8 protein-coding genes, 1 pseudogene and 1 CRISPR repeat array are annotated in these 15,523 nt (G+C 42.3%); of the genes and pseudogenes, 5 read left to right on the forward strand and 4 right to left on the reverse strand.

The window, feature by feature from the left end; genetic code table 11:
* Positions 1 to 105: 105 nt before the first annotated feature.
* From KO537_RS16755 to KO537_RS16770, 4 genes are all read left to right on the forward strand, one after another.
* Positions 106 to 6,783: a SpvB/TcaC N-terminal domain-containing protein gene (locus KO537_RS16755; RefSeq protein ID WP_346729630.1), complete on the forward strand. Its 6,678-nt coding sequence runs from the start codon at positions 106 to 108 to the stop codon at positions 6,781 to 6,783.
* On the forward strand, positions 6,780 to 7,193 hold the full coding sequence (locus tag KO537_RS16760) for a hypothetical protein (protein WP_219235022.1): 414 nt from the start codon (positions 6,780 to 6,782) through the stop codon (positions 7,191 to 7,193). The genes KO537_RS16755 and KO537_RS16760 overlap by 4 nt, the downstream gene beginning before the upstream one ends.
* Positions 7,194 to 7,888: 695 nt before the next feature.
* Positions 7,889 to 8,419, forward strand: a complete 531-nt coding sequence (locus KO537_RS16765) for a mobile mystery protein A (protein ID WP_251071138.1) — start codon at positions 7,889 to 7,891, stop codon at positions 8,417 to 8,419.
* A complete protein-coding gene (locus KO537_RS16770) occupies positions 8,416 to 9,018 on the forward strand; it encodes a mobile mystery protein B (RefSeq protein ID WP_219235024.1) in 603 nt (200 codons plus the stop codon). The genes KO537_RS16765 and KO537_RS16770 overlap by 4 nt, the downstream gene beginning before the upstream one ends.
* 466 nt (positions 9,019 to 9,484) lie before the next feature.
* A CRISPR array of direct repeats spans positions 9,485 to 9,752; the repeat unit is 28 nt; unit sequence ATTTTCAGCTGCCTATTCGGCAGGTCAC.
* A 130-nt stretch (positions 9,753 to 9,882) separates the two neighbouring features.
* Here KO537_RS16770 and cas6f read toward each other — a convergent pair.
* Genes cas6f through KO537_RS16790 form a run of 4 tightly spaced genes read right to left on the reverse strand, consistent with a single transcriptional unit; the run spans position 9,883 to position 14,886 of the window.
* Positions 9,883 to 10,494, reverse strand: a complete 612-nt coding sequence (cas6f, locus tag KO537_RS16775) for a type I-F CRISPR-associated endoribonuclease Cas6/Csy4 (protein WP_219235026.1) — start codon at positions 10,492 to 10,494, stop codon at positions 9,883 to 9,885.
* A gap of 1 nt (position 10,495) precedes the next feature.
* A complete protein-coding gene (gene csy3 / locus KO537_RS16780) occupies positions 10,496 to 11,545 on the reverse strand; it encodes a type I-F CRISPR-associated protein Csy3 (protein WP_219235027.1) in 1,050 nt (349 codons plus the stop codon).
* A gap of 9 nt (positions 11,546 to 11,554) precedes the next feature.
* Positions 11,555 to 13,660, reverse strand: coding sequence for a type I-F CRISPR-associated protein Csy2 (locus tag KO537_RS16785; protein WP_219235029.1), 2,106 nt, complete (start codon positions 13,658 to 13,660; stop codon positions 11,555 to 11,557).
* Entirely contained in the window at positions 13,654 to 14,886 is a 1,233-nt protein-coding gene (locus KO537_RS16790; RefSeq protein WP_219235031.1) for a TniQ family protein, read from the reverse strand. The genes KO537_RS16785 and KO537_RS16790 overlap by 7 nt, the downstream gene beginning before the upstream one ends.
* Before the next feature lie 208 nt (positions 14,887 to 15,094).
* Here KO537_RS16790 and KO537_RS16795 point away from each other — a divergent pair.
* Positions 15,095 to 15,430, forward strand: a pseudogene (locus KO537_RS16795) (transposase); the annotation flags it as partial.
* Positions 15,431 to 15,523: the final 93 nt, after the last annotated feature.

Raw genomic sequence — 15,523 nt, forward strand, 5'->3', positions numbered from 1 at the left:
GTGCCCGCGAGCATCAATGTCCCCAGTGCGACGGTGACGAACGGCAGTATAGCGATAAGCTGGGCCGCGGCATCGACGGCCACAAGTTACACGTTGCAAGAAAGCGTGAGTGATGGGGCGTGGACAACGATCACATCAGCGACCACCCCGAGTTACACGGTTACTGGGCGCCAAAATGGCAGCTACAAATACCAAGTGCAGGCCTGCAATGCATCTGGTTGCAGTGGTTGGAAAGCCTCTGCCGCGGTCAGTGTGTTATTGCCGCCAGATTGGATGAATACATCAACTGTTAATGTTGGTGATGCAACAATAATCGATCCTGTATTAACCGATATAACTGACTTAAGTACTGTTGCGGTTAAAGGGAAAGCTGGAGTGTCGGGTGGGCAAGCAATTTATCACATCCCGATCGATTTACCTCCAGGGCGTAATGGTGTTCAGCCTTTGGTATCACTCAGTTATAATTCCCAAGGTGGTAATGGAATTTTAGGTGTAGGTTGGTCCCTTAATGCTGACTCAAGCATTAGTCGTTGTAGTGCCACATTTGCTCAAGACGGTTTTACACGCTCGGTCACTTTTAATTCCTCAACTGATAGATTATGCCTTGATGGCCAGCGTTTGATTGCTATTAATGGTAGTTATGGAGTAAGTAATACTGAATATCGAACAGAGATGGACTCCTTCATAAAGGTTGTCCAGCACGGCAATATTAATGATAGTAATAGTAGCTTTACTGTTTATAAGTCGGATGGAAGTTTGGCAATATATGGTGCGAGTGCTAACAGTAGATTCGTGCCGAGCGATTTAAACACAGTGTTAAGCTGGAAAATAACGCAAGAGTCTTATTCTAATGGAACTAATACCATTGATTATGAATATGATAATAATGTTGTCTTGGGCGAAAGCTTACTAAGTAAAATATACTATACTGGGAATAATAATTTTAAAGGTGAGTGGTCTATTTCCTTTGGGTATGAAAATAGAAATGATATATCCACTCAATACGTTGGGAAAGGAAAAATTCAGAATATTAAACGCATAAATGAAATAGGCGTGTACAATTCTAGTAATAACTTGGTAAGAAAATATATAGTGGAGTATGTTTATAGTAAAGTATCATCGAGAAGTTTAGTCGCTAGCATTCAGATGTGCACTAGTAATAATCAATGTACTTTGCCAACAACATTTAATTGGTTAGATAGCAATTATGTTGCTGAGCCTGAAATTCTAACAATAGGGAATACGGAGCCATTTTATGGTGTTAATCGTATTCATGAAGTAATACCTCAAGGAGATATGAATGGTGATGGTACTCGTGATTTTGTTGGAGTAAACACAAATGCGGAGCAACAAAATATAGGTGGTAACTTTCAAGGAATAAACTATTCTTGCTATCGGTCGCTTACTTCATTTACATATTCATGCTTGGAAATGGATATTGATCAAGATGGGGTTAACGATGCTTTTAATGGATATGGCGGCTATTTAAATATCCGTTATTCAAGTGAGACAGGTTCATCAAACTCTAATTACCATAACACTGGGATATTATATAAAATACCAGATTCTGCAGATGTAAATCATTCTCCTTCATATGTAAATAATTATGATAGATTATTATCTTCATCTGATATAGATGGTGATGGTTTTCCTGATTTAACAATATATAAAGTTGTTTTTGATGGTGAGGACTCTGGTAAGGTGCACATCGATGTATATTTGCACAACAAATCCAATACAATGCCATTTTATGATAAAAACAATCCTTCACGTATATATGATCTTGCTGTCAATAAAGGTTTTTTAGGCACTCAATATAACTATGCTGCAATTGAATCTATTACAGCAATAGGTGATATTGATGGAAATGGTCTAGATGATTTTGTTTTGGAGAAATTTGATGATGGTTATAAAGGCATGCCGGATGGAAAGCCATATAAAATATTACTAAATAATAGTAAGCCAGGCCAGCCATTATTTATTTTGAAGGATATTATGCCTTTTGATCATTTTACCCCTAATCCAAAAAAGCAAATGTATTTTCATAAATTTATTGATGTTAACGGAGATGGCTTAGCAGACTTACTCGGTTGGGATAGAGGGCTTTTAACGTTGCAACTCAACATTGGAGAGGGGGAGTTTGGCAATAAAATTACACTTGATAATGGAGAACTTTTAAGTCAGAGAAGTTATACCCATGTTGTTAATGGTGGGTTTGGGGTTGCAGCTATTTTAGATTTGACCATTCCAAAGTATTTAAATGCTATTAACGTTCAAGATATAAATAATGATGGTAAACAGGAGTTGATTATCCCAGGAAAGAGACTTATAACAGCATGCGCAGTTGTAAGGAATGAAAAGTTGTGTGGTGATCAATTATATCAGGCAATAGCGTTGAATCCTGGTGATACTATTTATCCTTACAATGAGATTTTGATAAATGCCTATCTTTTAGATGATTCACTTTATCAATTTGATGCCATATATTTTGATGAAACTGAAAATGGTACATATTCTGCAAGAAAAGTTACAACATCATTTATAGGTACGGCATATGAGTCACAGTTTATTGATGCTTTTGGTGATGGCAATATCGATCTAATATCAACATATGGTAGCCGACCTTTATCTGGGCTTACTACTGGAAACAATCTAGACTATTCAAATTCAGATTCAAATTTGTTATCAATTTTTAATCATAGCGGTGCTTATATTTCGAGAAGTTATGGTTCTGGAAACGGACAAACACATTCAGATTATGGTCCATTAGAACGATTAAGTTCAGCCATGGGCCCTTTTAATCAAGTATCTACTTGGGATTACAAGCCCTTATCAACAGGAAGTGGTAGCGGTGACCAAAGTAAGACGTATGTTACTGATAATCTGAAACTAGGTGATGGTTATATTCATTTTGCTTCCAGTATGTATGTGGTGCAGTCCTTTAAGCAAAACAACGGACAGCGTGGCGAAAATGAAACCCAATATGCCTATAAAGGAGCAATGTATAACCTGCGAGGACGCGGCTTTACCGGATTTAATCAAATCTGGGAGAAGGATATGCAGCGAGATAAGACGGTGCATAGCATCTTCAAGCAGAAGTTCCCTGAGGTGGGACTGCTAACCAAGCAAACGGTCAGCGTGGGCTCGACTACCGTTAACCAAGTGACTAACACTTGGGCAGATAATCCACAGCACACCATAAGCGGTGTTTACCACAATATTCAAACCCGTTCGCTACAGCAAAGTTGGGACTTGCAAGGCACGCCTTTATCAACACAAGATGTACAAGTAAGTGCCAGTGATGTTGATGCATCGGGTAATATTAAAAAGCAAACTCAATCGGTTACAGACTACATAAAGGGCCAGGCGAATACCTATACTAGTGTGACGGAAACTGATTATGTGCCCGATATTAATAATTGGTGGCTCAATAAGTTCAATTCGATAAAGACGAGCCACGATATAGCCCTGCGCAATTGGGGAGATGACCCCGTCGGCACGATGGATAAGGTGCAGTGGCAATTGCAAACGGTCAATACCTGGGATGGCAATCATAAGTTACCCACTAAGGTGACTTTCACCGCCAGTGATAGCAGTTGCAATCGCGTCGAAGAAACCGGATTAAACAGTTACGGTCTGCCACTGTGGACCAAAACCACAGGGCAAAGCAGTACGTGTAGTGCCTTGGTGGCAAGGCAAACGAGCTTTACCTACACCAAAGACGGCACAACTCAGGCTGACGATGGCTATCTGCCTTACAAGGTCACCAATGCCAAAGGCCATATCACCACTACCGAATATGATATGGGCTTGGGGCTTCCCACTAAAGTGATAGCGCCCAACAATATCGTCACCCAAACCCAGTACGACGGTATCGGTCGTCCGGTGCAGGTCAAACAGACGGGCAGCCCGACTCGCTATTTGCGCTATTTACTCGCCAATGAGGGTAATAATCCGCCCCAGGACAACGACAACATCCCCGTGGTGATGACCCGCACCAGTGGTGCCGGTATCCCTGAAACGGAGCAGTATTTTGACGGCCAAGGTCGCTTACTGCGCACGGCAACCCAAGGCTTTGATGGGGGTTATCAGTATCAAGATAAATATTATGATGCACTTGGGCGCTTAACCCGCGAATCGACACCCTATGGTAATGGCACGGCGGCAGATTATACCGAGTTCAGTGATTTTGATGCGCTCGATAGGCCCGGCAGACGAACTATCCCTAATGGGCGCTCCGGTGGGCTAGAGTCCCTATACACCTATAACGGGTTAACCACGGATATCAATGTTGAAGGACGCTTGATGTCGCGCACCTATGGCAGTCAAGGCTGGTTATATGAAACCGTGGATGCACAGAATGGGACTAACCGCTTTGCCTATGATAGCGCCGGTAGACCGTTAGTTATCCGCGATGCTAACAACAGTGATATCAAGTCTACTTACAACGGTTTTGGCCATAAAACCCAAGTTATTGACCCTAACCAGGGCACCACAGTCTTCGGTTACAACAGCGTAGGCGAACTGGATAAGCAAACTGATGCCAATGGCGTGGTACAAACCTACGTACTCGATGTGCTCGGCCGCGTCACCAGTAAAACCACCACTGGCGGCAGTGCCCCAGGCACCTTTGTGTGGGACACGCTCAAACAAGGCTTACTCACCTCTGAAACTGAAAACGGTGTCGCCCGCACTTATGCCTATACGCCCGCGCTGCAACTGGCACAAACCACAGTGACCGTTGATGGTGTGAGCCGCACGGTTAAGCATCAATACGATAGTTTCTATGGTCGTCCTAAGGCGCTCGAATACCCGAACGGCTTAACCCTGAAATATACCTATAACGATTATGGTTACCTCGAGCAGACCAGCAATGCAGCTTCTGGCTACCTCTATCGTCAAATCACTGCTATGGATGAAGCTGGCCATATTACAGGGGCGGATTTAGCCAACCGCGTGATGTCGGAATCCCGCAGTTATTACAGCGAAGGCACCATGGCGAGTGTCGAAGTGGATGGTCCGCTCGGTCGTATTCATGCGCACTACTATGATGGCTATGATGATTTCATGAATCTCACCAGTGAGCGTGATGGCGTCACAGGACTGACGAAAAGCTACCACTACGACAGCCTGAATCGATTGGAAAGCTACAGTTTTAGCAATACCAATCCCACCTTTAGCGCCACAGTTAACTATGCCTACGATAAGGTGGGTAACTTCCTTAAAAAGACCGACTACAGCGCCAATAGCACCACGGCCTACCGTTATGGTGGCAGCGCCTGTGGCTACAAGCCAAACGCAGTGTGCCAGCTAGATAAACTCAATGGCACGACGGTGAGTTTTCAATACGATAATCGCGGTAATTTACGTGTGGGTGATGGTCTCACCATGACCTACAACGCCATGGATAAGCCGCTGAGCGTCTCTGGCCGTGGTGCCACTACAAGCTTTGTCTATGGCAGTGATAATATGCGCGCCAAGCAAAGCCGCACCGTTGGTAGCACGACTACAACTACCTATTATGTCGATAAGTACTATGAAGCCGACAGTGATGGTAGTTGGCGTGCTTACTTAGACGACATTGCGGTACTCAGTTATACCTCACAGCGTGGTCACTTACTTCAATACACTCTTCGAGATAGGCTGGGCAGTGCCACCACCCTAGCCGACCAAAATGGCAATATTGTCAGCCAGCGCTATTTTGACCCCTTTGGCCGTACTACAGATCTGGGGGTTAATCATCAGTTAGATATCCAAAATAAAAACACGACACTCTCACAACTACAGGATTTAGCTGTCACCAATCAAAACCGTCGCGGTTTTACCGACCATGAGCATCTGAATGAACAGCAGTTAATTCATATGAACGGGCGGATTTACGACTATAACCTCGGTAGGTTTATGAGTGTGGATCCGTTTATTCAGAGTCCGACCTCAACTCAGAGTGTTAATCCCTATAGCTACATAATGAATAATCCGTTGGCAGGGACAGATCCTACGGGTTATTTCGCAATGTTTATGTATAGAGAAAAAGGCGCTGTTGGTCCATTCTCGGTGACATCTTCAAGCTCGAAAGGGACGGGATCTCGTAGTAATGGCGCTTCTGGTAATTCAAATGAAAAATTGCAAACAAATAATATTGCGGATATTGGAAGTACTAAGCAGAAACAGAATCCAAGTTATGGTAATGATGCTAACTTTGCCAAAGGTTATAGTTCAATCAAAGGCGATATGTCTGGAGCTTTGTCTTGGACGGGACCCGGACAGGCGGTTGATAGTATAAAATCTGGCATTGAAGGTGTTGAAACCGCACTAGAAGAGTATGATAGAACAGGTTCGCTAGCTGGAGCCGCTTGGGCTGGAACTGTATTCGCACTTGAAAAGTACGTTGAGTACAAGCTTAAGATTGGTAGAGGGCCTGATGTTACAAACACTGCAGAAGCGGCTGCTGACGCAGCTAGACTGACAGGTAAGAAGTCAGGGGCAGCAGCTGAACTCAGAGTAGGTGATAAAACATTTACAGGTGTCAGTGGCGAAATAGTCTCTCATAATCCAGATGTTACTGGAGCACTTATGGGGACCTCTGCTTCAGCCAGAAAGCCGTGGCATGGAGGCTGTGCAGAAATAGTTTGTTTAGATAAAGCTATGAATGCAGGAGTCGATCCAAGTGGTGGAACTATGCGCGCAGTGAACATAGGAATTTCTGGCAATGGTCATAATACAGTAAAAGAAATTTGCACGTCTTGTAACGATATTTTGAATTTCTTCGGAGTAAATAAGTGAATATAGGTTCAATTCTTTGGCCGCTAGACAAGCGTGAAGCGGTCAATTTATATCTTGGATTTTTAATAAAAATTGTAGAGTACTTTGGATTCCGTTTTTCCAGTGATGGCCCTGATCCTATTTCAATTTCAAAAGCTTATATTGCAGGAACTGTGTCTGAACAGGATTATAGAAAGTGTGCAAATGTTTGGTGGGCCTATTTGGACGGTAGTGGTGCAATACGTAACTTGACCGATGAGGATGCATTGTTGGCTCGTATAGCGATTTGCTTACTATCGGTAACAAAAGAAGATGCAGAAGAACTAGGGGAGCATCTTTCTTGGTTCTTTGAGGTCTTGGAACAAGTAGGGGTAGATATAGATAAGCCTATTGATATGATGGTTAACCATTTCAAATTTAATAAGAACTAAAAAACAGGACATATGTGGGCGCTCCTTGTGAGTTAAAGAGAGGGAGCGGACAGACCAGCAGCCTGAGGCCAGTAGAAGTGGGCAGTCTGTAACAGCCGTGTGTGCAATTTGGTGCAGCACCGCCAAGTGGTGGTACTGGCACAATTGACCGGTTCTGCTGCATATGATTAATCACTTCTACTGTTTTGTGATGCTCAGTCTGCTGTGAGTTTTGACCAAATGAGTTTTTGGAGATCATTCGGTTCAGTTCATGCAACGAAAATGGATGGCTTGTTTATCGGGTTTAATACTAACGTTCAATAATCGCCTTACAAATATTAATCCGAAACCAATTAATTAGAGTAAAAAATCTAGCAAGGTTTTGTCCCAAATTGTGTTAGTGAATCAGACTTGCCTAGTCTGGTTCACGCGCCGAATGCCGTCATTTTACGCTGGCCTTGGGCTAGTGCTATTCGCCCCCATTGTCTTGCGCGCCCGACTAACCTTAGCTCGCTTTTAAACACAAAGAAAAGTCCGCTATCAAGTGTGTTTGTATCTGGATAAGGTTACGCTATTGCATTTTTGTATCTTTTTATTGGTGCAAAAATAATCTATTGTATCTGTAATTCGGTACGTATGACGTATTAGTGTAATTATATTGAAATACGTTAAATTTGAAACTGTATCCGTTTTAGAATACATTTAATGTGTTGATAATGGAAAACGAGGTTACTATGTACTCTTTTAAAAAAACTCCGCGCAAGCTACAACCCGTTAAAAAAACGGTGTTAAGGCAGTACAGAGAACTGGTTGATGCAGTTAAGGGAACGCTATTCCCCTCAACACCTAAAGAGGGCTGGATTAGGACAGTAAGAAAGGCTCTTGATATGTCAGGCGCCCAGCTAGCAGAAAGAGCTGGCATGACAAGAAATAGAATATCAGTTCTTGAAAGGCGCGAAGCGGATGGCGACATAACTCTAAATCAGTTAAAACAGCTAGCTGAAGCTCTAGACTGTGACTTCTCATACGCTCTAAAACCTAAAAAGGCTGTTTCTGACATAATACAAGAGCGTGCGCTTAAGGTTGCGAAAATAGAAGTAAAGAAAGCGTCTAAAAATATGTTTCTAGAGGCACAATCAGTTAGCCAAGAGAAAGAAGATATCTTAATAAGTGAGCTAGCCGAAGAAATTATGCGTGCAGGTGGGCGTAAGCTTTGGGGTAATAGTAAGGAGGGCAAAGTATTTTGATCATTGATGAACCAGAAGGTGCTACACCGCTTGACCCAGATGATATGGAAGGGTTGAAACATCCACACGTAACAACAAGAGAACAACTTAACGAACTTGAACAATCCAATATACTAGCAGGCCAGCAATGGGTTAGTGGTATTTCTGGCCTAACACTGGATTCTATTTTCTCAGTTGAGTTCGTTTTTGCCCTCCATCAGAATCTATTTGGTGATGTTTGGGCTTGGGCTGGGACGTCTCGGAAAAAAGAGTTAAACATTGGCTGCGATCCATCCCAAATAAGGCACAATCTCTACAATTTTCTGGAAGATGCCAAATGTTGGGTAACGTTCAAACACTTCTCACATCTAGAACTCAGCGCTCGCATACAGCACAAGCTTGTTGAGATTCACCCTTTCCCAAATGGTAACGGCAGGCACTCGCGTATATTTATCGATGTTGTTCGCATAGTGTTACTAGAAGAGCCACCGCTTAACTGGGCAGAGGGCAACCTAGAGAAAGTAAGTGAAGAGCGCAAAGCTTATATATCTTGCCTTAAGGAAGCTGACAAAGGTGATTTTGCTCCGTTCGTTAAATACCTAGAGAACCTTGGCAACTAGCTTAAAAATCGGACACACAAAGGTCACTAAATGCGGTGTAGTGGATCGTCACTTGAACTGAGGCTTTCTTCATACTTCAGGTAATCCGTAAAATGAAATAGCTGATTAAATTTTGCCCTAAAGTGAACTAGTGAATCAGAGTTGCATAGTCTGGTTCGCACTGAATACCGTCATTTTTCATTAGCTGCGACTAACCAATTTTTGTCCAAAAGCTTGCTAGAAATTGATCAATATTTATTTTCACGTCTACCGTCGTGTTGGTAGTGATTTTCCTCAAAATTGATCAAACTTTAGATTTTTAATGGCTATCAATAGCTTAAAAAGGCGCATTTCCACTCAAACAATTATCCAGCGAAAATTGGGGCATTGCCAATAAAAAGCCTCTTCCCACATTGGGTAAGAAGAGGCTTTTACTGCCTATCCGGCAGTTTGCTGTATTAACATAAACGTCGAAACGATTGTTTTTATTATCAGCTGCCTATTCGGCAGGTCACCTTGGTATAAAGGATTTTACACTGTTCACTAAATTTTCAGCTGCCTATTCGGCAGGTCACGATTTGAGTCGGCTTTTACCACTTTTGATGATATTTTCAGCTGCCTATTCGGCAGGTCACTCGAGTGCGGGGAAGTGTTAACTCCCGGCGACATTTTCAGCTGCCTATTCGGCAGGTCACGACCAAAATTGCCACGATTGGCGCTGTGGTTAATTTTCAGCTGCCTATTCGGCAGGTCACTATACACTCATAAAATAAGCCTATATAAAATCAATTACTAGATCCAAAATTAAGGAAATAACCATATAATTTTTAAAACAGATAATTGGCTTTAAAATTAAAACGTTACAGTAAACACTAAACCAAAAGGTCAAATTTTATCTACAAGACGAGATAGCTCCGGTACTGTTCCATTTAGTTGTAAATTGCTAGCAAACCCATAGCTACTAAATAATGGTTCAGTTTGCTCCTTTGCTTCCATTTTCTGAATATGAAGAAGGTAATCTTGCTTATTGCTACCGCTACTCATTGCTATCCGGTGAAAAGTAATAAACTCTCTTGGATTCGTATTTTTACTAGGACTAAATGCCTTCCCTCTCGCTAGCGCTCGTTTTTCCAAGCGTTTTAAGCGTCTGCGGGCCTCACCAACGAACATCTTTGCAATTGCCGGATTACGTTTGAACATCACTTCAGCACAATCAGCAGGCACAATTTTCACGCTACCAAGACTAAAAAAGCCACATTCTTTCATATCTTGAAAATAGGATTGCAGCTTCAGCTCGCTTAAAACAGCTTCATTCGCATGAACAAAAGCAATGACATTACCGATAGAGGCATCCGACCAAGCAGGAAACGTCACCCCAAGACCTTTAATTTCATTTTTGCAGATGTACCCATGCATCACTGAGATACAACGCCCCATTAGCAAGGCCAAGTTTGCTTCTTCAGGTAAGAAACGTACCATAAAATAGTAGCGCTGCATGTTATGCCTTCTTTGTTTCGGCTTTCTTCTGGAACATGCCACCCTTTATCAGGACAGCAAAAAGATAGTAAATATTTGGATGAATTGAATGCCCTGACACTGCTGCCTGTTGGTTGAGTTCAGCTAAATACCGTTCTGCATTTACAAATAAGGTATAAAAACTCAGTGCAGATTCAGGTGAGCGTCGTGCAATACCCAGCTCTTTGTCTGCACCGTACTCATGTACTCGTAATCGTTTAACATCGTCCTGATCCCACCAATTATCAATTGATTGAATAGCTGCACCAATCTTGACCGAATTAAAACTCACAGCATAACGACCATCAGTACATTTAACCTTAGTAAACTGTTTCGAAGTTTCACCTTCTGCGGACTTTTCACCAAAGGTTTGGCTTGGGTAGATCTCTTGGCAAAAGACAGTCTCAATTTTTGCTGTAATATCGGCGTTCCAAAATACATTCGGATCAGTCAAAGCTAAGTGCATCTCTTTACTTAATTCATCAAGAACAGTCCGGGCTTCATCAGACCAAATATTCCAAGCTAACTGCCTCGTATTACTGATTTGATAACACTTTCCCGTACTGGTTTTAATATCTATTTGAGTGTTACCAGAGTTTTGATTACGCCAGAGCCAAGTTCCTAACAGCAGATTTTTACAAAAACGGGTCGCCAGCTCTTGGTAACCGTCGCACTCCTTAAATGCTGCGGACAATTTCTCAAGCAAACTAGAAACTTCAGGATCGCTGCAGCCAGAGGGTTTGAGCGAGTTAGCTTGTACTCTTAGCGAGAAGCGGCAATAGATGTGATCTACATTTGGCGGAACATAACACTCTTCAATCGTTAGAGGATTACAGTGTGTAAGGTCCTGGGGTGCTAAGTTTTTCGATTTAAATTGAGGAGTAAATGCTTCAGTGAATCCAGCTTTTTGACCACGTATACGAGTGATTTCAGCTTCAAGAGGAACAAAATCAGAATCGGCTGTTTTATAGAAAAATACCGCCTTACTTGGGTAGAGGGATCGGTCATACTTTAAAACATTGCATAGCTCCATAAACCTTCCTTAAATCCGTTTCATCAGCATTGAATACTCTTTTGCCTCTAACATCCAAAACGCTCTCTTAAAATAGTTTATTTGCCCCTGTAACCTTATCTCAATTGCCGATGCACACTCAACTACGCCAAGCGCTGGTTCAGCATAGCAATGTAAAGGCTCTAGGCTACCGACTCGGTTAACGGGTTCAGTCAATGGTAAATAGCCAAACATAGTGGGGCACAGCGAAGAATTTTTATCCAGCAGAAACAGAAGATCACTAACATTACCCATTGAATATCTAGTCGGCATAATCCATTTTCCTGACATAGGCAGTCTTTTCAATATTGAGAAAAGTTCAGCTTCGGATTGATAAAGCTGGCACCACGCACCAACAGCATCTAACTCAGGAGGATGCATTACTCCACCGGCAAAGTTCGCCGGAAAACTTGCTTTCAACATTTCAGTTTGATTATCTAAGATCGCTAAATCGTCTTCATAACCATCAATGTGAATGACAAGATCAAACACTAAATCACAATGTCGATGATCAATTATTCCAGCTCGCCTAAATTGATTCTCTTTCGCTCCTTGCATGCCGTACTCAGGCAGTTTTTTGCCCGAGACAGATGAGTACTGGCGAATAAACCACGAAAAGGAGGTCAATCTAAGCTGAGTACCCAATCCTTCATTTAATCGCCGCTGGTAGTTATGCATCATTCCCCAAACAGCGGTGAGAGAAGGAATGCCAACACAATAAGGATTAGATAAAGCTTGGGCATCAAACACTCGAATACCTTTCAAATGCAAATATCGCTGGAAATGCTCATCCTCAGCATCTTTTTGTAGCAAAGGTTCTTTATAAGCCAAATGAGTTAACAACCATTTCAAGCTATTTCGAAGATAGGGCATCAATCTCTGGTGAAAAGCATACTGACTTATCGTTGCAGAATACGACATCACCGAATTTAATCTGCCGAACAGAGGCAGCAGCAATTCGGGTAATAGCTCATTCTCAAAGGTTAAAAACTGATACTCTAATGAGCCACTAATAGGCTCAAGCTCGCCAAGAAGAATCGGCACCTCTTTAGTCTCTAATCGCCATTCCAACATTGGCGCAAGCCACTCAGATAACATCGTTCTTATCTGTCTAAGATTGGCGACTTTTTGTTGCCTGCGTTGCTTTAACGCCAATGCTGATTCACTAGATAACAGATCATCCAATACCCTCACAAATCGAGGCTGTGACAATACATTTTGATTCAATACATCCTGACCAGATAAGACCCTAGCCAGTAAATTGTTGCCTAATCCGTGAGTTTTTTTATTAATACGAGGCGGATAATTCAGGGCTTTAGCATTACCGCCAAGAGATGCGACTAGCTCACTGACTGCCGCAGGACGAATAAACTCAAGACTAGTATATCGGCCCTGTTTTTTGATTGCTGCTTGCTGGAGTTCAGACTGAAGTGCATGGCTTACAACGGGGGTAACCGCTATATATCCATCACGGTATGGCATTCGAACCTGTACGGAGTATTTATCGACTTTATCTGGGCTTAACTGCTCAGGTAAAAAATGCTTCACCCTACCGCAAATATTCATAAACTGTTTAACAGGCATGCCAAGTTCTTGAAAAGCCTCTTTCCAGTATTTTGGTGCTTCACACATTAACGTTGCAAGGCAAGTTACTTTACCTTGCCAAATAAAATGGCAAACAAACAGCTTGGCGAAATTGACTTTAGCACTGTCATGAGACCACCCTAAAGTACGCTGGCAATTAGCGCTACTCAATATGCTGGGATGTAATTGAGGACTGGGGGTAACGAGCCTTTGTTTACTGACCCGAATATCTGGGTACTTGAGATTATGGGTATGCAGCCATTGTACTTCGTCAATGCAAACATCAATATGGGTTTGGTTGTTAACAGTTGTTCTAGCTAACCTTTTATCGAGTAAGTCATCCACCAACTTTTTCGGATAGGTAAGATTAAGCAAAATAATTAGGGCAGAGCTTTCCTCGCCAGTCACATCTAACGGTTCTGTATAAGCAGCAAATGCACGCCTCAACGCTGCCGAACGTGCTTGAACATCTTCAATATCTAGCAGTTCTCGCAAATGTAAATTCTTTACCATGCCGATAAGTACACCCCCTGTCTATCACTGCCGAAGCTGCTTTTATACTCGATCACTTGCCTTAAATAAAATACAGCTGCGTGAGGGTCAATCCGCTGCTTCATTTTTTGTCTAAACGCCGACGTTAATATCCCATCTTGATGAAGCCGATAAACTTGCTCTTGGGTTGTTGACAGTAAAACCGCTGTTTCTGCAACGCTGACTAGCATATCGGCCACGTTAGGCTTTTTCGATTTTGGATGTAACACCACCAATCTTTGCAAATAACCCATTGAAGCAGAATAGATAAAATGTGGCTCTTTATCCTCTGGATACAGACAGCGGGAATGCAGAATTAACTCACCAAAAATAAACCGAAAAGCAGTACGATTAAATAGCTCTATCAGCCTTAATTCAGCGCCTTGCGTCAGTTTATCCAGTTCTTGATAAAGGATTTCAGGCCAGTAATCAAAATACTCCACCGCATCGCTAAAAGAAGCTTCTTTACTTTTGCAATAACGCTTTTGATACCAAAGTAGAGCCGCAAGCCGATGAGTCGCAGATACTTCATGAAGAAGCGGATTTGTAGAGGTAACATCACCACCAATAAGGCTCCTCGCTAACATGAGATCTGGCTGTTTAGCGCGAACAATTTCTGCTTTTGAAAGCTCAAATCCACAGGAACAATAGCCAATTGATTCATTCTCAATATAGTTGAGCGGCGCTTTGCATTCGGGGCAATGATGGATCAACGCACACTCATGCTTGGCACAGGCAGCATATGGTTTTAAATGCCAAACTTGCCGAATATAAGGCTCATCCTTTAAGCATTGAGGGCAAACGGGCACACTCTCAACATCATCCTCATTTGCATAACGGATAAAACTTAAAGGAATATCGATACCATTACGATGCACTGCAACGCTAGACCCAATAAAGACTCTGTTCGATCTAAATAGGGCTATTTTCTCGAGTTCATGGGGAGGTAAACCAAGAAGGGATTCAAGTAAGCCCAACGCCCTCATCCTAAAATGGCTATTGTGCTTAGCATGATAAATATTGAGGCGTTTTAGCTCGATAGGGAAAGCCCCATGTGCTTCAAAGTCGAGCTCATGTAGCTCTTCTCTGATCGCCAAGCTGAGCTGCTGGTAAGAATCAAAAAAGTTCTCTGAAACGATTCGAAGCAAATAACTTTCAAGCGACTCATCAATGAATGCTCTTGCTCTAGGGGAAAATAAAAATGCCATCACTCACCAAAAACTAAGAAATCCTTAGCAATATAAATAAAACAGTTACATAAAAATAGCAAATGGTGAGTAATTGATTCTTTGTAGTTACCATGCCGCCGGTAGCAATACAGCATACTCTAAGCTAAGCTCACTTTGGGACATGAACCTTGTTAGATTGTTAGTTCTAATTTTTGATTTTCGGATAAGATATTCTATTAGTAATGCCCCAAAACAATTCGCCTCAGGCAAAAAGAGCGTTAATGGCGGTATCACCAAACGCGGCGACGGCTACTTACGTAAACAACTTGTTCACGGTGCCAGAGCCATAGTCAGTCATGCCAACAAGAAAAGTGATGATTTAAATCAGTAGATAACCCAATTAAGAAGCTGTAAGAGTATCTGCACAAAAGTAGTGGCCACCGCTCATCGACTCGATAGGCTGATGTGGACTTTATTGCACAAGCAAGTGCTCTACACACAGCAATACGGTACCTACCAAGGCAGCATAAACCATGAAGCAAATCGCTATCTTGCACAACTCGGTCGTGCCAAGGGCTTATAGCCCGTCTGGATGATAAGAGCAGCAAGATAGCACCTAATACTCAAGGTTGTTGTTAACGATGAAGAAATGGCTCAGTCCAACCAGTGTAAGCCC

This window comes from Shewanella sp. NKUCC01_JLK, assembly GCF_019345615.1.
Lineage (GTDB): Bacteria > Pseudomonadota > Gammaproteobacteria > Enterobacterales > Shewanellaceae > Shewanella > Shewanella oncorhynchi.

Coding starts and splice junctions, on each gene's coding strand:
- KO537_RS16785 (WP_219235029.1), bottom strand. CDS start 13,660: ATGGTAAAGAATTTACATTTGCGAGAACTGCTAGATATTGAAGATGTT.
- cas6f (WP_219235026.1), bottom strand. CDS start 10,494: ATGCAGCGCTACTATTTTATGGTACGTTTCTTACCTGAAGAAGCAAAC.
- KO537_RS16790 (WP_219235031.1), bottom strand. CDS start 14,886: ATGGCATTTTTATTTTCCCCTAGAGCAAGAGCATTCATTGATGAGTCG.
- csy3 (WP_219235027.1), bottom strand. CDS start 11,545: ATGGAGCTATGCAATGTTTTAAAGTATGACCGATCCCTCTACCCAAGT.
- KO537_RS16765 (WP_251071138.1), top strand. CDS start 7,889: ATGGAAAACGAGGTTACTATGTACTCTTTTAAAAAAACTCCGCGCAAG.